This window comes from Burkholderia sp. Bp8963 (genome assembly GCF_003854275.1).
Taxonomy (GTDB): domain Bacteria; phylum Pseudomonadota; class Gammaproteobacteria; order Burkholderiales; family Burkholderiaceae; genus Burkholderia.
This window is the reverse complement of sequence record NZ_QTQP01000055.1, coordinates 24,841-48,715: the sequence shown is the minus strand read 5'-3', so window position 1 is coordinate 48,715 and position 23,875 is coordinate 24,841. Positions and strand designations below refer to the sequence as shown.

Sequence of the window (23,875 nt, the reverse complement as noted above, 5' to 3'; positions counted from 1 at the left end):
CCTTGAATTCCATTGCCGCCCAACTCTCCGTTGCTCGTGCCATTCGCGCGTCATGCAAAAAGCAAGAGTAAACGGCAAGCCGCGAAAGTTTACAAGCCGCTCACGCCGACTTGTGTGTAATGGAATGGGCTTGAGGAGGCGCATCTGCTGACAGAGCTTAACGAAAAAGGAGAGTACGATTCCAATCGCTTTTGGCGAGAAAAAAACGTATTCCTTACCAAGCGAACGCTGAACGATATTGATTCACATTTTCGCTGGTTCTCGAATGAGTTCAACAAGCTGATTGACCAGGCTGAAAACTGGATGCAGATCACCACTCAACTTCCCACCGACAAGCCTGACAGCCCGATATTCGAGTTCTCGCTGGATGTGGGACAATTTGAGTACATCCAGGCCTTCGCCGATCAGACCGACGATGCTGCAAAATTGATCGACTTCATCACCGAGATGCTTTGGCAGCGGACCGAATCCTGCCTACATGTGATGCGTGAAAAGCTGAACGCCGTTTTCCGAACACAGGTGGATGACTTATTCGAAGAACTGATTCGACGTATCAATCAGGCAAAGGGAAGCGCCGCAGCTCTTGACCTCATGACCGCTATCGTACAGGTCCGCAGCGGCATAAAAGAGGACATAGCAACAGTAGTTGAGTGGTTCAAGCGGAATGTCAACCCTTATACAAGAGACCACTCGCTTATGACGCTGGTGGACATCGCTGTAAGATGCTTCAAAACAGTAAAAAATTTCACTCACGATATGGAGGTGAACCTGCCGAAGGACTTCATCCGTCAGAAGATCGCGGGGACCGGGCTAAAGCCTTTCGTCATAGCGGTCATGAATCTGTTCGACAACTGCTTCAAGCGCAGTGGATATGGTCCGGAAACGAGAGTGCGTATCGAGGGGGCCGCGTACGGCCGGTACCTGAAGATTTGCGTGTCAAATCCGATCACCTCGGAGCGTGCTGCCGGCCTTACCCCGGAGGTGCTTGCTGATATCCGAACACGGATGGCCGCCCCCGAGTCCATCAGTCTTATGCGAGTCGAAGGCGGGTCAGGTATAGGAAAGGCGTACAACCATCTCAAGATGGCAAGCCCGAAGCTGTCGCTATCGATTGACAAAAGGGAGTCCGACTTCTGCGCGGACATCATCTATGAATCGTAAAATTCTACTGATTGAGGATAACGAACATAAACGCGATCGGATTTTGGCACACCTGTCTGAGGCGTTTCCTGCATCCACGGTGTCGCAAGCTCGCTCATATGCTTCTGGCTGTCAATTGGTTGAAAGCGACGAATTCGATCTCGTCATCATGGACATCAGTCTACCGACATACGATCGGGCAGGACGAGAGGGCGGCGGTCGATTTCGATCGAATGGTGGACGAGAAATAGCCAGAAAGATAGTGCGACGCAAAGTGCCAACGCCTATCGTTTTCCTTACCCAATATGAATCCTTCAGCGATCGCGGTAACTCGCTCTCGCTGAAGGAACTAGGAGAACTTCTGGCCCAGGAGTGCGGAGCGAATTTTCGCGGACTAGTCTACTTTGATAGTTCCAAAAGCGCGTGGAAGTTTGAGTTCGATAGACTTATCAAACCAGTAAAATGAAAATTCTAATCGTTGATGATGATAAAAAACGTGGAGCGTCTATCACCGATTTCTTGGTCGAAAAAGGTTGTGCGCAAGCGGACGAGATTTATCGAGCAACGAATTCTGACGAAGCCAAGCAAATGCTACGAGCGCAATATTTCGATGCGCTCCTGCTGGACGTCGTACTGCCGAAAAGGGAGAGCGAAAATCCATCTCGGACGAACAGCCACGACCTTCTTGAACAGCTTCATAGAAGGCCTGGATTCAAAAAACCGGGAAAAATTATCGGGATCACGTCTCACTCTTCGGACCTCGGCGAGTTTCGGGAAAGCTTCGGAGCTTTCTGTACCTGCGTGCTTGAGGCTGCTCCTGGCACAAACGCTTGGAAGCCCGCGATCGAACAGGCTTTGCAATATGCTATCGGTTCCCAGCTCACGAGGGCGATAGCCGATCGCTCCATGAGTGTCCTGACCGTCCATGGCATACGGACCTTCGGAGAGTGGCAGCGGAGGTTCAAGCGGCTCACGTCCGCGCAGACTGGAGATATCGACTTCCAGACGTATCGTTATGGCTACTTTTCGGTTTTTTCATTCCTGATTCCCTTCTTACGCGATCGCGAGGTGCGTCGCTTCCAGCTGCACTTAAGCAATCTTGTTGAGCGCGAGCCAGAGCGAGATTTCGTCATTTTTAGCCACAGTTTCGGAACTTATGTGGTGGCTCGTGCATTGCGAAAAATGGAGAGCGATGGGAGAATGCTTCCGGTCCGGATGCTGGTTCTGTCTGGAAGTGTGTTAAGGGCGCGCTTTGACTGGTCGTTCATAAAATCATTTGGCGATGTGCGAATCATCAACGACTGCGGGACGCGGGATTTTATTTTATGGCTGTCCGATGCATTCGCGCCGCTTCTTGGAAAAGCAGGAAAAACTGGCTTTCATGGCTTCAACAACGAAAAGTTTTTGAACCGCTTCTTTACGGGTGGCCATGATCTCTATTTCCGGGGCGACAATTTTATGAAGCGGTATTGGGTTCCACTTCTGGATCTCGAGAACCCCGTTACTGAAGTTGACGAGCGGACGTCGAATGTGCTCCTCGATGAAATTCTTGAAAAGCTCGTAGGGGCATGCTCGATGGTCAAGGAGCTTGCCTACATCGGTGGAGTCACTACTCTGCTGTTCCGCTTCTGGCGATAGCTCCTGCTTCGTGTCGCCATTGCCGCAGGAGATCGAAGGATAGTTGCTTGCAGTAGTTATGCGTTGCAATCGGCGTTGTCGCCGTATAGCGCTGCATAGTGGGGCGCGCCAATTATCTTGGCCGGCGCCTTGTCACGCGGTGGGCGGGTGGTCGCTTGAGGAGACTGATTGGTGGTTCGCGCTCTCGCCTGCGAATCCCTCGGCGATGTAGTCCTCCAGGAACTGACGTTTCTCGCTGTCGGTTGAGCAAGCGTCAAATTGGGGTTCTCTCCTGTAGTCGGCACGGGTCGGTGCTCGATAGCGTGCTGGTGGCATAGCCTGAGGAGATGCGGGGAGCGCGTGGAATGAAATGACGGGGCCGAGAATCGAACGAGCCGCGGCAACCGGCATGAGTCCGGGGCGCATAGAAAAGCCCCCAATCGGTAGCGATTTGAGGGCGAAGAGATCAACTGACGGGGGGCGCGAGCGGGTCAACCTCAACTGCCACGTGCTGCATCAGGTAGCGCATGTAGCCGTGGGAGCGTGGGCGTCCTGTTATCATCCAATCGCGCCCGCGAGCGTCGCGTTCGCGAGGCCCGCATCCATCGATACAGGTGGCGCGCGCATCGGATGTCGATTCAGGGCGTCAATATCCTCGGCAGAATGGAGCAAGCACTGCCGTCGGCGAGCAGGTCAGTCAGCTGAACTGGCGCGGAAACGAGTCGTCCTGGTCTGGCGGTGCAGTCCGCGTTGCCGATAATGCGACGCGGCTATTGAAGCAGTACACGCGGTGTGCCTGGGGCGGAGGTGCCGTTCGAATTTCCGTAACCAGCACCCGTTCATCCAGTTTTTCCCGAAAAGGGCTCAACTCCACCAACAGGCTCACAAGCAAAAGGCCGATGCCGCCGGCAATGGCCCATGGCCTGCCACGGCGTCAGACCGATGTGCGCACGCTTTGCAGTGGGCTCTGTGCTTGAGGGTGGTGTTTCGGGCACGGACGGCGGGCTCTGTTAGTCCAGGGTCGCTTCCTTTATACACGAAGCAAGGGGACAAAACGGCGCAGCGGAACGTTCTCGGAGATCGATGGGTCGTAGTTTCAGACGCGCTTTCCAAAACGCTTTCGACCCCAAGCTTCTGCCCCATCAATCAACTTATGACGACACGCATCGAATCGCCACCGATCACGCTCGACGGCGCGCAGGCGCCGTCGCAGTACACACGCACGGCGATGGTCCTTCACTGGACCATCGCCGTTTTGATGATCGGTAACGCGGCCCTTGGCTTGAGCGCGGACTCACTGCCCGATGGCTGGGTGCGTCCGGTAATCGACACGCACAAGTCGATCGGCATCACCGTGCTCGGCCTTGCGCTCATGCGCATCCTGTGGCGCGTTTCACACCGGCCGCCGCCGTTGCCGCGCGAGTTCCCGTCGTGGGAGCGCGTGGCCGCACACGTCGCGCACTTCCTGCTGTACCTGTTGATGATCGCGCTGCCGCTCTCGGGATGGGCGCACGACTCCGCATGGAAGGATGCGCTCACGCATCCGATGCGGCTTTTCAACCTGTTCCCGTGGCCGCGCATCGGCTTCGTGATGAACCTCGATCCGTCCGTCAAGGAACCGCTGCACACGGGCCTCGGCACGCTGCATACGTGGCTCGGTTATGCGCTCTATGCGTTGCTCGCGATGCACATCGGCGGCGCGCTCAAGCATCAATGGCTCGATCGTCAGTCGGTCTTCAAACGGATGGTGCCGTGATGGACGCCGAGATCGCCATTGACGCCGTGCGCCCGGCGGCACAATCGACCGGTTCGGCAGCCGCGCGGAAGAAGTTGCTGGATGAAGCGTTGGCGCGCGTGTCTCCGCGTATCGTGCCGCGCCCGGCGAGGTGGACCAGCAGGCTGATTCACGGCGGCGTCACGGTGCTGTGGCTGCTGCTGTTCGCGCGAGCGTTCTTTCTCCACGGCGTCCTCGCATGGTCGAGCGGCATCATCTATGTCGTCTACGACACGCTGCTGCTGTTTTTCGTTACGGCAAAAACGCTGCCGCTCGCACGGCGAATCGTATCGACGCGCGCGGCGCAGCGTGAGCGACGGTTGCCGGAGATGGGTGTCATCGTCGCGGCGCATGACGAGGCGGCCGTGCTGCCGGTGACGCTCGCCGCGCTGCTCGAACAGGTCGACGGTCCGGCGCAGATCGTGATCGCCGACGACGGCTCCACCGACGGCACCGCCGAGCTGCTCACCCGCCGATTCGGCCTGACGGCGCCTGCGCTCGGTGAGTTGAGCGCGCCGAGCGCTCGTCACCCGAACCTCTACTGGCTGCGCGTGCCGCACGGCGGCAAGGCGCGCGCGCTGAACGCGGCGATAGCGGCGATGACGACCGAGACCGTGATGACCGTCGACGCCGACACGCTGCTCGCGCCCGACGCCACCCGCGCAATGCGCGCGGCCTTCGCCGGAAGACCGACGCTCGTGGCGGCCACGGGCATTCTGGTGCCGGTATGCAGCAAGTCCGTGGGCGGCCGCATGTTCCAGTGGTTCCAGACGTATGAATACATGCGCAACTTCATTTCGCGCTTTGCGTGGATGCGAGCGGACAGCCTGCTGCTCGTGTCGGGTGCGTTCGCATCGTTCCGGCGGGACGCTCTCGTCGCGGTCGGCGGCTTCGATCCGCAATGCCTCGTAGAAGACTACGAGCTGATCCACCGGCTGCGCCGCTATTCGGCAGACCGACGGCTCGACTGGGACGTGCGCGTGGTCGGCGACGCGCACGCGCGCACCGACGCGCCCGACACGCTCGCCAGTTTTCTGCGGCAACGCCGCCGCTGGTTCGCGGGTTTCCTTGAGACCCAATCCTGGAATAGCGACATGACGGGCAACCGGCGGTACGGAACGCTCGGCACGCTGATGTTGCCCGTGAAGGCGTTCGATACGATGCAGCCAGTCTACGGACTGACCGCCTTCGGGCTGCTGGTCGCGTTTCTGCTCGGCCGCCACGACGCGATCGTCGTGTCGATCTTCAGCGTCATTTTTCTGAAGACGGTGCTCGATCTGGCGTTCTACGTGTGGAGCATCCACCTTTACCGGCGCTGGACCGGCCTGCGCACCGGATCGAGCCTTTGGATGGCCGTCGCGGCGGCCATCGTGGAGCCGTTCACGTTCCAGCTGCTGCGCCACGTCGGCGCGGTGCTCGGCTGGCTGCACTTCCTGCGCGGCGGCAAGTCGTGGGGCAAGAAGCACCGCTCCGGCCTCATCGCGTCGGCCGGCGAACGGTGCTAAGGAGCGCGTCAGGTCGGTCTATCTTGGGTATTCGTATTTTCCGGTTGATGCGCGCGTTTTCTGTTGCGCCGCACATTTGAGCGCCCTGCGCGTATGTCGTCCGACGGGCTCATGTCGACCCGAGAGGGTCCGTCAAGTAGCCGTAAAGCAGCCATTCATGGGCTAAATGAGGCGATGCACTCAATCTGCATCTACTCGGCGGATACTTTTCACTCGCCCCGGAAAACCGTCTGGATGTTGAACTTCAACAACGTCGCTACTACTCCGGAGAGCTTTTCGTTCGTAGCGCCGCTAGAAAGCGCGCTTGGCGAGCTCACCATGCATCTCAGCCGCCCCTCAAGATTTGCCACGTAAGTGCCTTACGTCCCTTGAAAATTAGGGTTCGATATCCCAAAATTGAGGCAATATGTACCGCTTGCTGCTCGTGCAGCATCCTGCCGTTGGTCGTGCGCGGGCGCGATACAAGAATGCGGGCTAATTACCTGACCGGGGCCGTTCCGGTCGAAAAATGGTGAATATAGAACATGGTGAAAATTACAGATCCCAGAGTTGCGGTTGCTATCAGTATTGCCGCATTAGCGGGGACAGCATGGCAGGCATATGAGGGGAATGTTGCCAACAAATTCAATCAGGAGGCTTTGAATATCGAGGTTGCCCCGAATGATATTCCGTTGAAGAGGGTGGATAAAGTTCTGTGTTTCAACGGTCCTGCCGCGGTGTACTTGTCGTGGCAAGTTACTGTTTTCAACGCGTCCACACAACCGGTAACTATTAAAGATATCTTCTCGAGGAGCCAGTCGCCAAGCGGTACAGCTTCCGGCTTACTTCCTCTCAGCCTGAAAGATGGGCCAGTAGGCCAGCAGTTTCCTGCGGTGATAGAGGCGAAAAACTTTAAGAAATTTACGCTGTCAGTCCCGGAGTTAACATCCCCTGCGTTTGATTCTTGGTTCCGTATACATGGTGGCTGTACCGGTCAGGTCGATTGGGCTGGGGCGCAGGATCGCCACGGATTTTTCGATACTGGATGGCCTTCGCCGAGGGCAGTCAGCGCGTACTTTACTGTTACGACGGGCGAAGGGAATGTTTTCAATGCAATATCGACGTGGTAAGCCGTCACGACGTCAACTTAAATTGGGGGCTAGCCGGGATGACCATTCCTGGCCGAACCCGGCCTGACGCGTCCGGCTCAGTTCGACCCGACGCAGTCCATCAGGAATCTCGATAGGGGACGCACCCCGAAACCACACGCTTCTTCAAGCGCTCAACTAGAAAAGGCTTTCTTGGCCTCAACCGAATAAGCCGAGGCCCTCCAGATTCTGCACGGAGCGTCCTGCAACATGCATGTCTCTCCAAAATCCAGTCTTTTTTACATTTCTCAAACAAGAATTTTTTTGGAGGGCGGAGGCAATAAGGAAATCTTCAAGAAAATCAATCGATCTGTCGCTTCCTTTTATTGCTGTGCCGGCATATTTTCCCATTGGAGTTAATTTCGGTAAATAAAAAATATGCGGCCAAACTCTCCCCTCCTTTACAACATCGTCATAAATTTCCAATTTGTACTTTTTAGCGAATGATTCCGCGATCAGGTCGTTCTGAACTGCTTGACCGATATAGTAGGGGATATATTTGTCACCGTATTCCAAGGTAAACATATAACAGCCACGGCATCGCCCAAGGTTTTGAGATTGAAGTTCCCTCTTAAGCCCCAGAAGTTCGCCCCGGTCTATTTTACGGTCCTTATTATCATCTCTGCACCACTGAATTTTATATGGGCCGCGAAAATCAAAATTCATTATTTGCTCCAGTAATCAGCTTTCTCAGGAAATATCTTTCGCACCCCGCCTCTAGGGTCTTCCTGGTCCCCAAGGTAGCGCGGGATCAGGTGGATGTGCAGGTGTGGGACCGTCTGCCCAGCGGCAGCGCCCACATTGATCCCGATGTTAAAACCATCAGGGGTATTGCTTTCCTGAACTGTTTTTTGGCCAAGTCCAGCAACGCCAATAGTGCTACACGTTCTTCAGCTGTAGTTTCAAAAAAAGATGCCACATGTCGTTTGGGGATGACCAAGCTATGACCTGGCGAGACGGGAAACCCATCTTTAAACCATAACGCTTTGTCGTTTTCACCAAGAATACGATCAGATGGAAGGGAGCTAAATGGGCAGGATGTATTCACGACTCACCTTTCAACAGCCATTGATATGGCAACTAGCGCAGCGTCCTTCGAGAGGTGGCCGATCGCGCCGCGTGTGCTAACTGAGCGGGGCGACGAGCCCCAGAAACCAGTGCTACGTTGGCGAAAACGGAAACAAAAGCGAGTGAGGATGGACCTAAACAGAAGAATGGCTGTCCGCGTTCGGTTTGGCGTGCTGGGGCATGATCATGTGATAGCGCTGGATTGTCAACAATCTGGCCCACGATGCCGAACGACTCAAAGTGGCCGGCAAGTGACCGCCCGCCGGCCGTCACGCCATCAAACTTCGGTCTGCTCCGCGATCTCGAGGGCATCGTCGACTTCAATGCCGAGGTAGCGAACTGTACTTTCTAGTTTGGTGTGTCCGAGCAGCAGTTGTACCGCTCGCAGATTCTTCGTTCGCCGGTAAATCAGTGATGCCTTTGTGGGGTGATCGTCCTTTTCGTGCGGAAAATGGCGGTTTGCTCTGAAAAGAGCCAGAAGATCAAGGACCTGCGATTAGGTGGGCCGCGCGAAATGCCAAGGGCGGCAAAGCCTTGCCGCGAGTGGCTCGGCTCCCTATAACCGCCAGAAATCGCACCAAAAGTACGTTCCCCCCATCAGGGGAAGATCCCGGCCGAACTCACGCGTCATCGCCACACGCTCATGGCCGTGTCGTCAGCGCTGAGCCTGCTGACCAATGCTGTCCTGGCGTGGAACACCGTGCATATGCAGCGGGCGGTCGAGCGGATCGAGGTGCTCGGACAGCGGCCAGTGCGCCCCGAGTATCTGCGGCGTATCGCGCCGACGAATCTGGAAGGTATCAATCTGCGCGGCACGTTTGATTTCCCCGTCGCGGATTTTGCGCGAGCAGATCCGAGAGATCGACGCGAAGACGGTGCCCGCTCACTGACCGGAAAATGTGGCACGAGTGGAAGGGCTCGGACACTGCCTCAACCGCGGAATTCCGCCATCGCAAAGTCATAAGCATGACAAGACAAATTGGTTAGCGGACCGGCAGGCCACTTTTATACTCCAGTTTCCGGCGGCGCCATCGGGCGCCTGCCACGCCGCTCGACCAACGGGAGCCTGACATGACAACCTCCAATCAACGCACTGCCGAATACGCCATCGACCGCCAGTTTCTCGACCGCTGGTCACCCCGCGCCTTCACGCGAGATCCGCTTTCCGAGGAGACGCTGCTCACGTTTCTGGAGGCCGCACGCTGGGCGCCCTCCTCGTATAACGTGCAGCCATGGCGCTTCGTCTATGCGCGCCGCGATACGGAGCACTGGCCGCGCTTCCTCGGCTTCCTGAACGAGTTCAACCGGAGCTGGGCGCAACATGCGGCCGCCATCGTCATCGTGCTCTCGAAGAAGACTTTCTTGCCGCCCGGCGGCGCCGCCCCGGTTGCCTCCACGACGCATGCATTCGACGCGGGCGCCGCATGGGCACAGTTCGCACTGCAGGCGAGTCTTTCCGGGTGGAAGGCACACGGGCTGGCGGGCATCGAGCTCGAGCACATTCGCCAGGAGCTGGCGTTGCCGCACGACTATGCGATCGAGGCCGCCGTGGCGATTGGAAGGCCAGGAGATCCCGCGCAACTGCCCGAAGGTCTGAGGGGGCGAGAAGCGCCGAGCGGACGCCGACCACTCGGCGACATTGCTGCGGAGGGTGTTTTCGCGTTCACGGATTGAATCAACGGAGCGCGTGCTCAATGAGAGGTGCGCCTCTCGATCCGACCCGGCGCGCTGATGACTCTATACGGAGCCTGATTCACACACCAGTCGCGAACTGTCGCGACGGGCGTGTCCTCTCTGAGACCAGCTGTATTGGGGTTGCGCCGCACGAAGACGAATTCCACGAGATGCCGCGCGCATTCGTCTGTCGAACGGCATGTCCCGCCACGGCTAGTCGGCCCAGACTGCCGACAGGCTTTGTGTCAGCGTCGACACGAATTGGGCGGTCTCCCGCTCGCGCGGCCGCACGAAGACGTCCTGCGCGGAACCCGCCTCGACCACGCGACCGCCGTGCAAAAACACGACATGACGCGCAATCGACGCGGCAAGGCGCAGGTCATGCGTCGCCATCAGCATCGTCATGCCCTCGTGCCCGAGCCTGCGCAGCGTCTCGACGACCTCGGCGGCGAGTCCGGGATCGAGCGCCGACGTCGGCTCGTCGCACAGGAGAACCTGCGGTGACGGCGCGAGTGCGCGTGCGATCGCGACGCGCTGCTGCTGGCCACCCGACAGCGTGGACGGCCATGCATCGGCCTTATGCGCGATACCGACCTTCTCGAGCAGCTCCCCTGCGCGCGCCCGTGCGCGGGCGGCATCCCAATTCTGCACGGTCAGGAGCCCCTCCATCACATTTTGGAGCACGGTCAGATGGGGAAACAGCTGAAAGTTCTGGAACACCATGCCCGTATGCCGGCGCAGCGCGAAGACGTCACGATTCGCGAGCCTGCGTTCGTGCGAGAACTCTACCCGCGTATCGCCGACCGTCAGCGCGCCAGCGTCCGGTATCTCGAGCAGGTTGATGCAGCGCAACAGCGTGCTTTTGCCGCTGCCGGACGGTCCGATCAGCGCGGTCACGCTGCCGCGCGCAAGCGAGAGGTCGACGTTCGCGAGCACGCGCTGCCCGTGGAAGTGCTTGTCGATATGTTCGAGCCGGATCATGCGCGCGCCGCCTCGAATCGCGCATGGCGGCCGAAGCGCGCCTCGAGCCGCACCTGCGCGGACGACAGAACCGAACTGAACACCAGATAGATCAACCCGGCCTCGGTATAGAGAATCAACGGTTCATACGTCACGGCGGCGATGCGCTGCGCCGCCTGGAAGATCTCCGGCACGGTAAGCACGGCGGCGAGCGATGTGTCCTTGACGAGCGCGATGAACGCGTTCGACAGCGCCGGCAGGGCCACGCGTGCGGCCTGCGGGAGGATCACGCGGCGCAGTGCCTGCGCGCGCGTCATGTTCATCGAGTACGCGGCCTCCCACTGCCCCTTCGGTATCGCCTCGATCACGCCGCGAATAATCTCCCCGTTGTAGGCGCCGACGTTCAACGAGAAGCCGATGATCGCCGCCGTAAACGGATCGAGCACGACGCCTACATTGGGCAGCCCGTAGAAGATGACGAACAGCTGAACCAGCAGCGGCGAGCCGCGAAAGAGCCAGATATAGCCGCGCACCGCGCTTGCCGCGGCGGGTGGCCCGAACAGGCGCAGCAGCGCGGCGAAGAACGCGATCGTCACCCCGATCGCGAAAGACGCCAGCGTGAGCGGCACCGTGAACACGAGCCCCGCATAGAGCAGCGGCCAAAGCGATTGCGCCATCAGTTGCAGCCACGCCGGCATTGCCTAACCTCGCGTTATTGTGAAACGTCCTTGCCGAAGTACTTCAGCGAGATCTTCGCGTAGGTACCGTCGGCCTTGATGTCGGCAAGCGCCTTGTCGATCGCCGCCTTCAGCTCGGGGTTGCCCTTGCGGATCAGCACGCCCGACTGGTCGTCGTCGCCCGACGTGTCGGTGGCGGCGACCTTCAGCTTCGCGTCGGGCTTGTGCTTCTTGAAGTCGAGGTAAGACAACGAATCGTTGATCGTCGCGTCCACGCGGCCCGACGTGAGCAGGTCGATCGACTCGTTGAAGCCCTGCACCGGCACCACCTCGGCGCCGTGCGCGGCCGCCAGCTTGCCGAAGTTGCTCGTCAGCGTGTTGCCCGACTTTTTTCCCTTCAGGTCGTCGAACGACTTGATCGTCGTGTTGTCCGATCGCACGATCAGCACCGCGTGCGTCGCGATGTACGGCGTAGAGAAGTCGTACTTGACCTTGCGCGCCTCGGTGATCGACACCTCGTTGATGACCGCGTCGTACCGCTTCACGTCGAGACCCGCAATCAGCCCATCCCACTTGCCTTCCACGAATTGCGGCTTGACGCCGAGGTGCTGCGCGACCGCCGTCGCGATGTCGACGTCGAAGCCGGTCAGCTTGCCGGATTCGTCGTGATAGGTGAACGGCGCATAGGTGCCTTCGGTGCCTACGCGGAACGCGCCCGAGGACTTGATCCGTGCGAGATCGTCGCCAGCGAATGCACTCGTTGCCGCAACGGCCTGAAACAGTGCGACGAGCAGGATGGAACGAATGGATTTCATGATTCAAGCCCAGAGTTGATCGAAAGGCCCCGAAATCGACAGGTTTGCGGACAAGCCATCGGGGGTCCACGCATTCTACTGAGCCCCCTTCTTCCGCCAACTATTCGGTTACGCTAACGATATGAGCAGAGGGAATTAAAGCGGTACGATCAACGGCGGCCCGCGGTGCCCTTGCGTAGTGCGGCGCGTCAGAGAAGCCGAACGCGTGCGCCGGCCCGCAACGCGTCATTGCCGCACGCCCCAGCGTCGCATGGTCAGGCACTCCAGGGAGCTTACTTCCACGGCCCTTCCATAGGCAGTATCCAGGCGGTTCCCACGAGGTAACCGGACTGAAAGCACAGCGTTATACAGGACTGCAGGGCAACGCTGTCGAAATCCGGCGAGTCGCGATAAGCATAGTCCGATTCGTCGCTTGTGGAGACCTGCGCTGGCGCCGAGAATGGGCTGAACGCCCCTGCCTGTGCTTCATCGACAACATCTGCCATCGAATCGATCCATGCTCGCTTCCCGCCTGTTACGAACGTTCCTGATCGCTTGCGCGCTATCGCTCACAGCCGCGGCCGCGCACGCCGACAAGCCATCCGCCATCCGTATTGGTGTCGCCCAGCAGGGCACCGGGGATCCGCCGACATTCGGCGGCTCCTCGGCCGCGACGGTCCAGTTGCAGCAACTGCTCGAAAAGGAATTCGCAGCGGATGGCATCAAGGTGGAATGGGTGTTCTTCAAGGGCGCGGGGCCCGCCGTCAATGAAGCAATTGCCGACAAATCGCTCGATTTCGCGTTTCAGGGCGACCTGCCCGCGGTGCTCGCGCGCGCCAACCAGTTGAAGACGCACCTGCTGCTCGCGACAGGCGTGCGCAGCGGCATCAAGATTGCGGTTCCGCCGGATTCGGACATCCGTTCGATCAAGGATCTGAAGGGCCGCCGCGTATCGATATTTCGCGGCACGAATCTCCAGCTGGTCGTGGACAACGCCCTCGCACAGAATCAGCTCGACGAGCGAGACCTGCACGTCATCAACCTCGACACCGCAAGCTCGCTGGCCGCGCTCGCGTCGAAAGGCATCGACGCGTCGGTCAACGACTATCACCTGTACAAGCTGCGTGACGCGGGCCTCGCGAAGATCATCTACGAATCGCAGAACGACGGCCCGCAGCTGACTCGGCAGAGCCATCTGCTCGTGCTCGACGATTTCGAGCGCGCCCACCCCGATATCGTCCAGCGCGTCGTTACCGCCTTCGTGCAGGGCGCACGCTGGTCGTCCGACGAGACTAATCGCGATGCGCTCTTCAAGCTGTGGGCGAAAAGCGGTGTGCCCTATTCGTCATGGCAGGCCGAATTCGCGGGCCAGAGCCTGAAGAGCCGCAATTCGCCGTTGCTCGATCCGTTCTTCGTCGCGCGCTACAAGACCGTCGCGCAGGACGCGCTGAGGCTCAAGCTGATTCGCCAGCCGGTGGACGTGGACGGCTGGATCGAGCCGAAGTATCTCGACACTGCGTTGCGCACGCTGCACCTCGAGCACTACTGGACACCGTACGACGCAGCGGGCAAGCCGTCGTCGTGATGCAATACGCTTCGCACAGGGAACCACAATGAGCGATACCGCAATTGCGCTGTTGCCGACCGTGTCTGCGTCCGCACCCCGTGCGAGGGCGTGGTTGCGCACCTGGTTGTGGCATCTTGCGCCATGGGTGCTGCCGGCGCTGCTGGTCACGCTCTGGAGTGTCGGCAGCGAGCGCGGCTGGATCGCGCCGCAGATCCTGCCGCCACCGGCGAACGTGTACCACACGCTCGTCGACCTCGCCACGAGTGGCGACCTCGCGCGCAACACACTGATCAGCCTGCAGCGCGTGCTGCTCGGCTTCGCTGCCGGAACGCTGGCCGGCCTTTTCATTGGTACCGCGATGGGTCTGTCGCGCACGCTGGAGGCGTACCTGCTGCCGAGCTTCAACGCCGTCGTGCAGATTCCGGTGCTCGGCTGGCTGCCTTTTCTGCTGCTGCTCGTCGGAGTTGGCGAACCGCTCAAGTATCTGCTGATCGCCCACGCGGCCCTCGTGCCGGTAACGCTCGGCACGCTGCAAGGCTTTCGCCAGACGCCCGTCGCGCTCGACGAAGTCGCGCGCGTGTTCGGCTACGGGCGTTGGCAGCGCATCGCCTTCGTCGTGCTGCCGGCTGCCGTACCCGCCCTCGCCACCAGCGTGCGGCTCGCGTTCACGAAAGCGTGGCTCGCACTTGTCGTCGTTGAACTCGTCGCCTCGTCGGAGGGACTGGGCTACCTGATCGTGTACGGCCGCCAGCTGTTCCAGCTGGACCTCGTCATGGCGGCGGTCGTGGTTGTGGGTGCAATCGGCTATCTGATCAACCGGTTGCTCGACGCGCTCGAGGCGCGCCTGCGCCGCGGGCAGCCTTCGGCGTTCCGTGAATGAGTGCAAACCCGACCCGTCATCCGCAGGGAAACAAACCCCTGCAGACTTCCGTCCAAGCGGCGCCGGCACGTGCCGTATCGCGCCGACGCGCGCCGGACTGGCGCGGCCTCGTGCTGCCGCTCACGATCCTCGCGCTGTGGTGGGCGCTCGCGGCAAGCCATGCGATTCGCAGCGGCCTTTTCGTCAGTCCGGGCGCGGTACTGCACACGGCGTGGGCCCAATGGACGAGCGGCGCGCTCATGCGCTCGCTGTCGGCCTCGCTCGCGCGCGAAGCCTGCGGGTTCGCGCTCGGCACCGCAGGCGGCCTGCTGCTCGGTAGCGCACTTGGGCTGTCGCGTATCGCCTCGCGGATGGTCGGCCCGAGCTTCGACACATTCAAGCAGATCTCGCTGTTCGCGTGGATCCCGCTGATCTCCGTCTGGTTCGGCCTCGGCGACGCGGCCAAGGTCGTATTCCTGTCGCTTGCCGCACTGCTGCCGGTGGCCGCCCACACATGCGACGGCATTCATGAGGTGCCGCGCAGGTACGTCGACGTCGCACGCGCGCTGCGCTATTCGCGGCTGCAGTTGATCCGCCATGTGATCCTCCCGGCCGCGCTGCCGTCGATCTTTACGGGGCTCTATCTCGGGCTCATCTATTCGTGGCTCGCGACGCTCGGTGCCGAGTACCTGCTGGTCGCGGGCAGCGGCATCGGCAACACGCTCATCGACGGCAGTGAACAGTTCCGCATGGATCTGGTGGTGTTCGGCATCGTCGTGGTGGGGCTGACCGGCTGGGCACTCAATGCATTCGCCCGCCGCATCGAGCGCAAGCTGCTCGCGCGGCGCGGCGGCGCTCCCGCGTAACCCCGTATTCCGCGGCCTTCAGCGCGCCGTCCGACATTCATTCGCCCAACGTCCACTACCATGACTACTGCCGTTTCCGACTCACTCGACATCGTTCACGTCAGCAAACACTACGTGCAACCGGACAGGACGCTCACTGTGCTCGATGACGTTTCGCTGCCCGTGCGCGCGGGCGAATTCGTCAGCATCGTCGGCGCGAGCGGATGCGGCAAATCCACGCTGCTGAGGCTCATCGCCGGCCTCGACGCCGACTATGCCGGCGAGATCGTCGCCGGCGGCGAACGCGTGCGCGATACGTCGCTGCAACGCGGCATCGTGTTCCAGGACCACCGGCTGTTCCCATGGCTCACCGTCGAGCAAAACGTTGCGGCCGCGCTGCGCAATGCGCCGCTCGACCCGGCGGCAAAGCGGCGCGCGGTCGACGAGCACCTCGCGCTCGTCGGGCTGCAGGACTTTGCGCGCGCGTATCCGCACCAACTCTCGGGCGGCATGGCGCAGCGGGTCGCGATTGCGCGCGGCCTCGTGAACCGCCCCCGCCTGCTGCTGCTTGACGAGCCGTTTGGCGCACTCGATGCACAAACGCGCGCGCGCCTGCAAAACGAATTGCTGCGCATCTGGGAGCGGGAGCGCATCACGATGATCCTCGTCACGCACGACGTCGAGGAGGCGGTGTATCTGGGCGATCGCGTCGTCACGATGGCGGCGCGTCCGGGCCGGATCGCGCGCGTGCTCGATGTGAACCTGCCGCGGCCGCGCCGCCGTGACGCGCCCGAGTTCGTGCGCCTGCGCGAAACCGTGCTCGCCGAATTCGACGAAGACGCTGCGCCGCGCGGCGACGCCGGCGCCGGCAATGCGGGCGACACCGCGCGCCCCGTCGACGATCGGCAACTGAACCGATGACACGGCGCCAGCCTCCGGGCATTTCCGTTCCCGTCTCGTGGACCGGCACGCGGGCGCCAGCGCCTGAGCGGCCGTCCGCCCGACGGCCACGCGCTGCGCGGCCCGGCCGATTCACGATGCCCACCCGATGACAAACGACCGCTCACCGCAACACGCGGTGCCCGACTCAACCTCGTCGCCCGCGCGTCCCGCCCGCCGGGGCGTGCTGCGACGCCTGGCGGGCACCCTGGCCGGCGGATGGGCGGCGAGCCAGCTCCCGGCTGCACAAGCGCAGGCAGCCGGCGCCGCGATACCGCTCGCCGTCCCGCCATGGACGCTCGAGCCCGGTGCTCCGCTGCTGTCACCGGCCTACGGCTTGCCGTCGCCACGCGAAGGCGATGTCATCCGGCGCAGCGCACGAATGCCGGCGCTGCCGGGCGCCGGCTCGTCCATGACACCGCTCGCCGACCTCACCGGCACCATTACGCCGAACGGACTCGTGTATGAGCGCCACCACGCCGGCGTGCCGGCCATCGATCCCGAGCAGCACCGCCTCGTCGTGCATGGCCTCGTGCGCGAGCCGCGGCTGTTCACGATGGACGACCTGCTACGCTTTCCGGCCGAATCGCGCGTGCACTTTCTCGAATGTTCGGGCAACACCGGAAGCGAATGGAGCGGCCCGAGCGGGCTGCCGGTCCAGTTCACGCACGGCCTGCTCTCGTGCTGCGAATGGACAGCCGTGCGGCTGTCGACGCTGCTCGACGAAACCGGCGTGGCCCCGGACGCGCGCTGGCTGCTCGCCGAAGGCGCCGATGGCGCTGCGATGACGCGCAGCCTGCCCCTCGGCCGGATACTCGAGCGTGCGCTTGTCGTGTACGCGCAGAACGGGGAGCGGCTGCGGCCTGAGAACGGCTACCCGCTGCGCCTGATCGTGCCGGGCTTCGAGGGCAATACGAACATCAAATGGCTGCGCCGCCTGAAGCTCGTGAGCACTCCCGTGATGACGCGCGAAGAGACGTCGAAGTACACGAGCCTGCTACCGAATGGCTGCGCGCGGCAATTCGTCTTCGAGATGGACGCGAAATCCGTCATCACCCGCCCGTCCGCCGGACACCGGCTGGCTTCGCACGGCTACTATCCGATCAGCGGCTACGCATGGTCCGGGCGTGGCCGCATTCGCCGCGTGGACGTGTCGACGGACGGCGGCAGGATCTGGCAGGCGGCGCGGCTCACGAGCGAGGCCCACGATCGCGCGCTGACGCGCTTCGAGGCCGACTGGACCTGGCGTGGTGAACCCGCCGCCCTGCAAAGCCGCGCCGTCGACGAGACGGGCTACGTGCAACCGACCCGCGAGGCACTGGTGGCCGCACGCGGCCTCAACACCGTCTATCACTACAACGGCATCCAGAACTGGCGCGTGGACGCGGACGGCGAGGTGCGCAATGCGTAAGCGCACTGCGATTTCCGTGGCGGTCGTGACCGGCGCGTTTGGCGTCACTGCCGCTGCCGCGCGTTTCGACCTCGGCCAGCCGGTGGATCGCTCGGCGATCGCGTCATGGGACATCGACGTGAGTGCCGACGGCACCGGCCTCCCGGCCGGATCGGGCACGGTTGCGCACGGCCGCGGGATCTTCGCCGCACGTTGCGCGATGTGCCACGGCGACGCCGGCCAGGGCGGCATCGGGGATCCGCTCTTCGGCGGCGCCGGCACGCTGTCGAGCGCGAAGCCGAGAAAGACGGTGGGCAGTTACTGGCCGTATGCGACGACCCTTTTCGACTACATCCGCCGTGCGATGCCGTACAACGCACCGCAGTCGCTCAGTGCGGACGAGGTCTACGCCGTCACTGCCTATCTCCTGTACCTGAACCAGGTGGTGCCCGATGACACGCGGCTCGACGCGAAGACCCTGCCGAAGGTGCGCATGCCCAACCGCGACGGGTTCGTGCCCGATCCGCGTCCGGGCGCGCTGTGATCCTGCGCCCGCCTGCCAAGCATCGGTTGTCATATCGATTGCGCAGGATTTCCAACTAAGGTTCTGATGATTCATCGGTTCTGTTTTGTGACATACCCTGCTTGAATGAACCCTCGTTCCCCCCGCCACGGAGACTTCCGATGTCCGAATCCCAGCTTGCCGACCGTCTGTCGCCGCATGACGCCCACGCCCTTGCCGGCGCAATCCGCTTTCCGTTCGCACTTCGCCAGGTCGCCGGACGGATTGGTGCCGAGATCTCGGGCGTCGATCTGTCGCCCACGCTCGACGACGCGACGTTCGACGCGCTGGCGGCCGCGCTGCTGCAGCATAAGGTGATCTTCTTGCGGAATCAGCAGCATCTCGACGATGTCACGCAGGAAGCCTTCGCACGCCGCTTCGGCGAGACGGTCGCGCATCCGACGGTGCCCTCCGTGGAAGGCAGCACGCGCCTGCTCGAACTCGACTCCGCCCACGGCGCGCGCGCAAATTCGTGGCACACCGATGTGACGTTCGTCGACGCGTACCCGAAGATTTCGATCCTGCGCGCGGTCGTGATTCCGCCCGTGGGCGGCGACACCGTCTGGGCGAATACGGCCGCTGCGTACACGGACCTGCCCGAGCCGCTGCGCGCGCTCGCCGATACGCTCCGGGCCGTGCATACCAATGCGTACGACTACGCGTCGTCGCACGTTAACGCCGACGACGCGCAACTCAAACGCTACCGTGAAGTGTTCACGTCGACGGTGTACGAGACCGAGCATCCCGTCGTTCGCGTTCATCCGCAGACCGGCGAGCGCACGCTCGTGCTCGGACATTTCGTGCAGCGCCTGAAAGGGCTCTCCACGCGCGACTCCGCGAATCTGCTGCAGATCTTCCACGAGCACGTGACCCGTCTCGAGAACACTGTTCGCTGGAGTTGGCGCGAAGGCGACGTAGCGATCTGGGACAACCGCGCCACACAGCACTATGCGATCAACGACTATGGCGGCGCGCGACGCATCGTACGACGCGCGACGGTGCATGGCGACGTGCCGGTCGGTGTGGACGGCCGGAGCAGCGTCACGCTCAAGGGCCGCGGCGCGACGCTGCAGTGACAGTTTCGCGCCGCCTCGCTGTGCCGTCGCCCTGCGGTAGCCGTGGCGACCGGAAGGTCTCTTCATCTCATTCTGCAAGGAGCATTGCATGAGCGCCGTAACCGCGTCGCAGTCCGGACCGGTCGATGTCATTCCGCAGTCCGCCCATATCGGCGCCGAAATTCGCGGCGTCGATCTCACTCAGCCGCTGGGCGCTCATGAAATCCACGAGATCCGCGCCGCTCTGCTCAAGTGGCGCGTCGTGTTCTTTCGCGAGCAATCGCTCACACACGAGCAACACGTTGCGTTCGCCGCGCACTTCGGTGAGCTGACGCGCGGGCATCCGGTGTTCGGCCACGTGGACGGGTACCCGGAGGTCTACTCCATCTCCAAGTACCGCAAAGCAACACGCTTCGACGGCGAGCCGCTCAGGCGGCCGTGGACCGGCTGGCACACTGACGTCACCGCGGCCGTCAATCCGCCATGGGCATCGATCCTGCGCGGCGTCACCATTCCGGCATACGGCGGCGACACGCAGTGGACCAATCTGGTGCGTGCTTACGAGACCTTGTCGGCGCCGCTTCGGCGCTTCGTCGATGGCCTGCGTGGCATTCATCGCTTCGCGGCGCCGGCGGGCGCCGCGGCCAGTGCCGCATTCAACGACGCGGTTCGGGCGAATACACTCGTCGCAGAGCATCCGCTCGTGCGCGTGCATCCCGAGACCGGCGAACGGGCGCTCTATGTGAGCCCAAGCTTTCTGAAGTCGGTTGTCGGTCTCGCGCCGCGCGAGAGCGAGGTACTGCTCGAACTACTGTGGGAACACATCACGCGCCCCGAATTCACGGTGCGCTTCAAGTGGGAGCCGGGCAGCGTCGCGTTCTGGGACAATCGCTCGACGGCCCATCTTGCGCCGACCGATATCTTCGACCTCGAGTTCGACCGCCAGCTCTACCGCACCACGCTCGTCGGCGACATTCCGGTCGGCCCTGACGGTGCAGCGTCCAATGCACTCTCCGGTTCGCCAGTCGTCGCGGCGGCCGCGACTGCGCTCAACTGACGAAAACAGGCCGCCCGCGTCGCTTCACGTCGCGGAGCCGACGGTGGCAGCGCGCCGCAGGCCGAAGGCGAACGCAGCGCCGACTCATTCTGAAAGCCGTCGACATCCGCGAGGCTGTCGTGCACATTCAGCACTGAAGCCTTCATGCTTCCGAGCTGGTGCTCGCGCCCTCGCCGTCGTTCCGGCTCGGCGACTACGAGGGCGCCATCCTGCGCGAGCACTCCGCGCTCGCCTGTCCGCCAACCCGTTCGCGGTGGCACAATCCGGCTAATACAGCCCGGCCAGCGTCCGCGCGGGTAGCTCCCGATCGTAGGTCTCGCCGTCGAAGCCGCCGCCGCTCAACCGGCGATGCATCACGCCGGCGCTCGGCAGCCGGCTGCGCTCGATCTGCGCGTCCGGATTCCAGAGCCCCGATCGGACGATCGCCTTCGAACAATGGAAATAGACGGCGTCGACCGTCACGACAATCGCCGTGCGCGGCTGCTTGCCGTGCATGTCGAAGCGCGCGAGCACGCCGGGCTCGGTCGTGATTCGCGCACGCCCGTTGACCCGCTGCGTTTCGCCGATGCCGGGAATCAGGAACAGCAGCGACACGCGCGGATCGGCGACGATATTGCGTAGCGTGTCGATGCGATTGTTGCCCTGCCGGTCCGGCAGCACCAGCGTGCACGCATCGAAGATCGCTACGAAGCCGGCCGGATCGCCTCTCGGCGAACAGTCCGTGCCATGCGGCCCCACCGACGAAAGCACGACGAACGGCGACGCGCGAACGAACGCCTGATAGTCGTCGTTGAGGAAGTCGATTTCCTTCCATAGCGCGCATTCGTGCGGCTTGCCGTAGATCAACTCGAGCTGCTCGACAGTGGCGACGTCATGCTCCACGATGAGGTTCTCCTGATTGCGGAATAAGGCAGGATCGGTCCGGAAACGAACGGACATACTAGCGCAGGCCGCACGCGCGGGCGTCATGCCGTTCCGCGATGCGGCATCACGTCAGCCCCAAGTACTCGCGAAGCGTGTCGCCTTCGTATGTGTCGCGGAGAAAAAAGAACAAAGACGTATAACGTCATGAAAAAATAATCGATCCGATCCGTTCGCCCGTGCATATATTTCTGACTCCAGGTCGGCGAAAGCCAATCCGGAGTGAATAATCACGAAGGTCATTCTGAAACGTTTCAGATCACTAAACCGCACTTACGGAGCGAGCATCATGGGAGCTATTCTCGAAACACCTTCGCTAGCAAAGATTCCGACGACTGATGAACTTGCTGCAATCGATTTCTTTGTCCCGCCACCGCCGGCCAGTCTGTTCCAGGGCTACGACAGCGTGAACGGCTACGGCGTATCGACTGCCGTGGAAGGCACACAGGTCACCAACGGCGGATCGAGCTCGGTCTTCTATCAGGTCGCACTCGACACGGAAACGCTTTATCAGGCCCTTGATATTTCGCAATCCGTATCAGTTGGATTCGGTCCGTTCGGGAGCGTCAGCGAGAAAAGCGACTTCGTGCGTCAGCTGAACCTGACGACGTACAGCTTGAACATCGTCGTGCATGCCCGCCACGTCAAGGGCGTGGAAACGGCGACTGCGTTCAGGCTCAAGAACGACGTTCCTCCTCCGGTGGGCAATGATCAGCTGCGCAGTTTCTTCCGCAGCTACGGCGACGCGTTCATTTCGTCGCAAACCATCGGTTCCGAGTACTACGCCGTGTACACGTTCTATGCGCAAACCCGCGAGGAACAGAACAGCGTCACCGCTGAATTGAAGGCCAACGGCATCTTCGAATTCGGCACCGTGAGCGGCGACCTCCAGGCCAAACTGGATCTCGTGACGAAGAAAACCCAGGTGCGCATTTCATTCAATCAGAACGTGGCCGGAATCGCCAATCCGAAACTGCCGGCTCCGGAAACGCTGATTCAGTATGCGCTCGATTTTCCCGGCATACCGATCGACGCACCGTCCATACTGTCGTTCGGCTCGACGGGTTATGAGCATGTGCCGGGGGTGGGAAGTTTCGAGCCTATCGCCCATAATCGAACCTACCTGGTGGGCGATCGCGCTGCGTCGGGCCTCGCCGACGATCTGGCGAAGGTGGTTCAGCTCGATAACCAGATCGACTGGCTTCAAGCCGTCTACCGATTCTACGGGGACTACAGCGATGCGAAGGTGAGCGAAGCCGGGAAGGTGGTCTGGAGCGACATCAAGGCCATCAACGATCAGCTGGAAACCTATATCAACGATCCTACCGCGTCGTTCAAGCGCCCCCCGCTTCCGTCGCTGGAACTGGGTACGCCGCAACTCCAGTATCAGATTGCCGAGTCTCCCGTGCATGGCGGCGACGGCGGCGATCCGTTCTATGACGTCGACGTCAATACCTATCTGCAGCGCCAGACGCGCATCAGCAGCGTCCAGTTGCGCAGCGGGGGTTATGTCGATGCGCTGATCGTCACGTACATCGACAAGGACGGTACGCGCCGGACCGCAAACCACGGCGGCGGCGGCGGCGGATTGAGCCAGACGTTGACGCTGTTGCCGGGCCAGTTCGTGACCAGCCTGCGCGGCCGTGCCGGTCAATATACCGATCAACTGCGCGTGACCATCAGCGACAACCGCAGTATCGGCGGTGGTGGCGACGGCGGGTCTCCGTACAGCTGGGGCGTTCCAGCAGGCAGCGTCGTGCTGGGCTTCAGCGGGCGCAGCGGCCGATACCTCGATCAGGTCGAGGCGGTTTACGCAACGCTGCAAGCGGCGAAGTGGGCGCATTGACCGGTCTTCACGCTCGCAGTAACACGGGAGAGGCGGCAGCCTCTCCCACGCGCGATGCGCGGGGTCATGACGTCATCGGCTTACACCGCCGCTACGTTGACCGTCCGCCAATCCGAATTCGGCACGACCCTGCCTCGTTTCCACGTTCAGCAACTCATGCAGCGATCGACCTGGCCTCACAGTCGGCCCGGGGTAACGTAGTCGATCCAGATCACCGCGTGGCACGGCCGCTCGAACCCGACCCGCCGGACGTCGATGAGCTCGGCACGCGCCGGCCGGATTCGTGACTTTACCGGCCCTCCCCGTACCCGCCAAACAACCAATTCCTCCATCGTCATGCAAGTGCACGACTGCCGTATCGGCCGCACGGCGCGCCCGCATCCGTTGCACAAAAACATCACCTGGCATGCCACGCACTCCGAATCAATTCGCCTATCGATATCAATCCGTCGCAGGTTTTCCGGCGTTTCGAGTCCGTCATCGACGCGGTATGCCGGC

At 61.7% G+C, this 23,875-nt stretch carries 21 protein-coding genes and 4 pseudogenes; 17 read left to right on the top strand and 8 right to left on the bottom strand.

Going from position 1 to position 23,875, the window contains the following annotated elements; translation table 11 throughout:
• The first annotated feature begins 303 nt into the window (after positions 1 to 303).
• The 6 genes from DID96_RS31255 to DID96_RS31230 all read left to right on the top strand — a co-directional run bounded on the left by DID96_RS31255 (position 304) and on the right by DID96_RS31230 (position 7,145).
• Positions 304 to 1,161 (top strand): hypothetical protein, encoded by an 858-nt coding sequence (locus DID96_RS31255; RefSeq protein WP_124603084.1) that lies wholly within the window; start codon positions 304 to 306, stop codon positions 1,159 to 1,161.
• Entirely contained in the window at positions 1,151 to 1,606 is a 456-nt protein-coding gene (locus DID96_RS31250; protein WP_124603083.1) for a response regulator transcription factor, read from the top strand. The genes DID96_RS31255 and DID96_RS31250 overlap by 11 nt, the downstream gene beginning before the upstream one ends.
• Entirely contained in the window at positions 1,603 to 2,778 is a 1,176-nt protein-coding gene (locus DID96_RS31245) for a response regulator (RefSeq protein ID WP_124603082.1), read from the top strand. Before DID96_RS31250 ends, DID96_RS31245 begins: the two co-directional genes overlap by 4 nt.
• Before the next feature lie 1,132 nt (positions 2,779 to 3,910).
• On the top strand, positions 3,911 to 4,513 hold the full coding sequence (locus tag DID96_RS31240; protein WP_124603081.1) for a cytochrome b: 603 nt from the start codon (positions 3,911 to 3,913) through the stop codon (positions 4,511 to 4,513).
• A complete protein-coding gene (locus DID96_RS31235; RefSeq protein ID WP_124603080.1) occupies positions 4,513 to 6,036 on the top strand; it encodes a glycosyltransferase in 1,524 nt (507 codons plus the stop codon). Before DID96_RS31240 ends, DID96_RS31235 begins: the two co-directional genes overlap by 1 nt.
• Positions 6,037 to 6,560: 524 nt before the next feature.
• Positions 6,561 to 7,145, top strand: a complete 585-nt coding sequence (locus DID96_RS31230) for a hypothetical protein (protein ID WP_124603079.1) — start codon at positions 6,561 to 6,563, stop codon at positions 7,143 to 7,145.
• Positions 7,146 to 7,322: 177 nt separating this feature from the next.
• Here DID96_RS31230 and DID96_RS31225 read toward each other — a convergent pair whose 3' ends face one another.
• From DID96_RS31225 to DID96_RS39150, 3 genes and pseudogenes are all read right to left on the bottom strand, one after another.
• Entirely contained in the window at positions 7,323 to 7,829 is a 507-nt protein-coding gene (locus DID96_RS31225; protein WP_124603078.1) for a hypothetical protein, read from the bottom strand.
• Positions 7,829 to 8,211, bottom strand: a pseudogene (locus tag DID96_RS31220) (HIT family protein). The gene DID96_RS31225 and the pseudogene DID96_RS31220 overlap by 1 nt, the downstream one beginning before the upstream one ends.
• Positions 8,212 to 8,508: 297 nt before the next feature.
• Positions 8,509 to 8,655: pseudogene (locus tag DID96_RS39150) on the bottom strand (integrase); the annotation flags it as partial.
• 162 nt (positions 8,656 to 8,817) lie between these two features.
• Between DID96_RS39150 and DID96_RS31210 the strand changes: the two are divergent.
• Both DID96_RS31210 and DID96_RS31205 read left to right on the top strand, forming a co-directional pair.
• Positions 8,818 to 9,195: pseudogene (locus tag DID96_RS31210) on the top strand (Tn3 family transposase); the annotation flags it as partial.
• A gap of 107 nt (positions 9,196 to 9,302) precedes the next feature.
• Positions 9,303 to 9,905: a nitroreductase family protein gene (locus tag DID96_RS31205; RefSeq protein ID WP_124603077.1), complete on the top strand. Its 603-nt coding sequence runs from the start codon at positions 9,303 to 9,305 to the stop codon at positions 9,903 to 9,905.
• A 213-nt stretch (positions 9,906 to 10,118) separates the two neighbouring features.
• On the opposite strand, the gene DID96_RS31200 is transcribed toward DID96_RS31205, so the two are convergent.
• The 4 genes from DID96_RS31200 to DID96_RS31185 form a co-directional block, all read right to left on the bottom strand.
• A complete protein-coding gene (locus tag DID96_RS31200; protein WP_124603076.1) occupies positions 10,119 to 10,886 on the bottom strand; it encodes an amino acid ABC transporter ATP-binding protein in 768 nt (255 codons plus the stop codon).
• A complete protein-coding gene (locus DID96_RS31195; protein ID WP_124603075.1) occupies positions 10,883 to 11,563 on the bottom strand; it encodes an amino acid ABC transporter permease in 681 nt (226 codons plus the stop codon). The genes DID96_RS31200 and DID96_RS31195 overlap by 4 nt, the downstream gene beginning before the upstream one ends.
• Before the next feature lie 14 nt (positions 11,564 to 11,577).
• Positions 11,578 to 12,357: an amino acid ABC transporter substrate-binding protein gene (locus tag DID96_RS31190; RefSeq protein WP_124603074.1), complete on the bottom strand. Its 780-nt coding sequence runs from the start codon at positions 12,355 to 12,357 to the stop codon at positions 11,578 to 11,580.
• Between the two features lie 272 nt (positions 12,358 to 12,629).
• Positions 12,630 to 12,842: a hypothetical protein gene (locus tag DID96_RS31185; RefSeq protein ID WP_124603073.1), complete on the bottom strand. Its 213-nt coding sequence runs from the start codon at positions 12,840 to 12,842 to the stop codon at positions 12,630 to 12,632.
• Positions 12,843 to 12,853: 11 nt separating this feature from the next.
• Here DID96_RS31185 and DID96_RS31180 point away from each other — a divergent pair, with 11 nt between their 5' ends.
• The 8 genes and pseudogenes from DID96_RS31180 (at position 12,854) to DID96_RS31145 (ending at position 20,610) form a co-directional block, all read left to right on the top strand.
• Entirely contained in the window at positions 12,854 to 13,921 is a 1,068-nt protein-coding gene (locus DID96_RS31180) for an ABC transporter substrate-binding protein (protein WP_124603072.1), read from the top strand.
• Positions 13,922 to 13,949: 28 nt separating this feature from the next.
• On the top strand, positions 13,950 to 14,783 hold the full coding sequence (locus tag DID96_RS31175; protein WP_124603071.1) for an ABC transporter permease: 834 nt from the start codon (positions 13,950 to 13,952) through the stop codon (positions 14,781 to 14,783).
• Positions 14,780 to 15,628, top strand: coding sequence for an ABC transporter permease (locus DID96_RS31170; RefSeq protein ID WP_124603070.1), 849 nt, complete (start codon positions 14,780 to 14,782; stop codon positions 15,626 to 15,628). Before DID96_RS31175 ends, DID96_RS31170 begins: the two co-directional genes overlap by 4 nt.
• A gap of 60 nt (positions 15,629 to 15,688) precedes the next feature.
• Positions 15,689 to 16,528 (top strand): ABC transporter ATP-binding protein, encoded by an 840-nt coding sequence (locus DID96_RS31165; RefSeq protein WP_124603069.1) that lies wholly within the window; start codon positions 15,689 to 15,691, stop codon positions 16,526 to 16,528.
• A gap of 127 nt (positions 16,529 to 16,655) precedes the next feature.
• A pseudogene (soxC, locus tag DID96_RS31160) lies at positions 16,656 to 17,894 on the top strand (sulfite dehydrogenase); the annotation flags it as partial.
• 55 nt (positions 17,895 to 17,949) lie between these two features.
• Positions 17,950 to 18,480, top strand: a complete 531-nt coding sequence (locus DID96_RS31155) for a c-type cytochrome (protein WP_124603067.1) — start codon at positions 17,950 to 17,952, stop codon at positions 18,478 to 18,480.
• Between the two features lie 140 nt (positions 18,481 to 18,620).
• A complete protein-coding gene (locus DID96_RS31150; protein ID WP_124603066.1) occupies positions 18,621 to 19,574 on the top strand; it encodes a TauD/TfdA family dioxygenase in 954 nt (317 codons plus the stop codon).
• A gap of 88 nt (positions 19,575 to 19,662) precedes the next feature.
• Positions 19,663 to 20,610, top strand: coding sequence for a TauD/TfdA family dioxygenase (locus tag DID96_RS31145; protein ID WP_124603065.1), 948 nt, complete (start codon positions 19,663 to 19,665; stop codon positions 20,608 to 20,610).
• Positions 20,611 to 20,877: 267 nt separating this feature from the next.
• Here the strand turns inward: DID96_RS31145 and DID96_RS31140 are convergent, their stop codons facing one another.
• Positions 20,878 to 21,495 carry a pyridoxamine 5'-phosphate oxidase family protein gene (locus DID96_RS31140; protein WP_409333829.1) on the bottom strand — a complete coding sequence of 206 codons (618 nt, stop codon included), beginning with the start codon at positions 21,493 to 21,495 and terminating at the stop codon, positions 20,878 to 20,880.
• Positions 21,496 to 21,820: 325 nt separating this feature from the next.
• Between DID96_RS31140 and DID96_RS31135 the strand changes: the two genes are divergently transcribed.
• Positions 21,821 to 23,377 carry a jacalin-like lectin gene (locus DID96_RS31135; RefSeq protein ID WP_124603063.1) on the top strand — a complete coding sequence of 519 codons (1,557 nt, stop codon included), beginning with the start codon at positions 21,821 to 21,823 and terminating at the stop codon, positions 23,375 to 23,377.
• The last annotated feature ends 498 nt before the right edge of the window (positions 23,378 to 23,875 follow it).

Bases quoted from the DNA above. Each gene is read 5' to 3' on its own strand.
- DID96_RS31135 (WP_124603063.1), top strand. From the start codon at position 21,821: ATGGGAGCTATTCTCGAAACACCTTCGCTAGCAAAGATTCCGACGACT.
- DID96_RS31250 (WP_124603083.1), top strand. From the start codon at position 1,151: ATGAATCGTAAAATTCTACTGATTGAGGATAACGAACATAAACGCGAT.
- DID96_RS31205 (WP_124603077.1), top strand. From the start codon at position 9,303: ATGACAACCTCCAATCAACGCACTGCCGAATACGCCATCGACCGCCAG.
- DID96_RS31155 (WP_124603067.1), top strand. From the start codon at position 17,950: ATGCGTAAGCGCACTGCGATTTCCGTGGCGGTCGTGACCGGCGCGTTT.
- DID96_RS31190 (WP_124603074.1), bottom strand. From the start codon at position 12,357: ATGAAATCCATTCGTTCCATCCTGCTCGTCGCACTGTTTCAGGCCGTT.
- DID96_RS31245 (WP_124603082.1), top strand. From the start codon at position 1,603: ATGAAAATTCTAATCGTTGATGATGATAAAAAACGTGGAGCGTCTATC.
- DID96_RS31240 (WP_124603081.1), top strand. From the start codon at position 3,911: ATGACGACACGCATCGAATCGCCACCGATCACGCTCGACGGCGCGCAG.
- DID96_RS31185 (WP_124603073.1), bottom strand. From the start codon at position 12,842: ATGGCAGATGTTGTCGATGAAGCACAGGCAGGGGCGTTCAGCCCATTC.
- DID96_RS31170 (WP_124603070.1), top strand. From the start codon at position 14,780: ATGAGTGCAAACCCGACCCGTCATCCGCAGGGAAACAAACCCCTGCAG.
- DID96_RS31175 (WP_124603071.1), top strand. From the start codon at position 13,950: ATGAGCGATACCGCAATTGCGCTGTTGCCGACCGTGTCTGCGTCCGCA.
- DID96_RS31230 (WP_124603079.1), top strand. From the start codon at position 6,561: ATGGTGAAAATTACAGATCCCAGAGTTGCGGTTGCTATCAGTATTGCC.
- DID96_RS31145 (WP_124603065.1), top strand. From the start codon at position 19,663: ATGAGCGCCGTAACCGCGTCGCAGTCCGGACCGGTCGATGTCATTCCG.
- DID96_RS31180 (WP_124603072.1), top strand. From the start codon at position 12,854: ATGCTCGCTTCCCGCCTGTTACGAACGTTCCTGATCGCTTGCGCGCTA.
- DID96_RS31235 (WP_124603080.1), top strand. From the start codon at position 4,513: ATGGACGCCGAGATCGCCATTGACGCCGTGCGCCCGGCGGCACAATCG.
- DID96_RS31255 (WP_124603084.1), top strand. From the start codon at position 304: ATGCAGATCACCACTCAACTTCCCACCGACAAGCCTGACAGCCCGATA.
- DID96_RS31165 (WP_124603069.1), top strand. From the start codon at position 15,689: ATGACTACTGCCGTTTCCGACTCACTCGACATCGTTCACGTCAGCAAA.
- DID96_RS31200 (WP_124603076.1), bottom strand. From the start codon at position 10,886: ATGATCCGGCTCGAACATATCGACAAGCACTTCCACGGGCAGCGCGTG.
- DID96_RS31225 (WP_124603078.1), bottom strand. From the start codon at position 7,829: ATGAATTTTGATTTTCGCGGCCCATATAAAATTCAGTGGTGCAGAGAT.
- DID96_RS31150 (WP_124603066.1), top strand. From the start codon at position 18,621: ATGTCCGAATCCCAGCTTGCCGACCGTCTGTCGCCGCATGACGCCCAC.
- DID96_RS31195 (WP_124603075.1), bottom strand. From the start codon at position 11,563: ATGCCGGCGTGGCTGCAACTGATGGCGCAATCGCTTTGGCCGCTGCTC.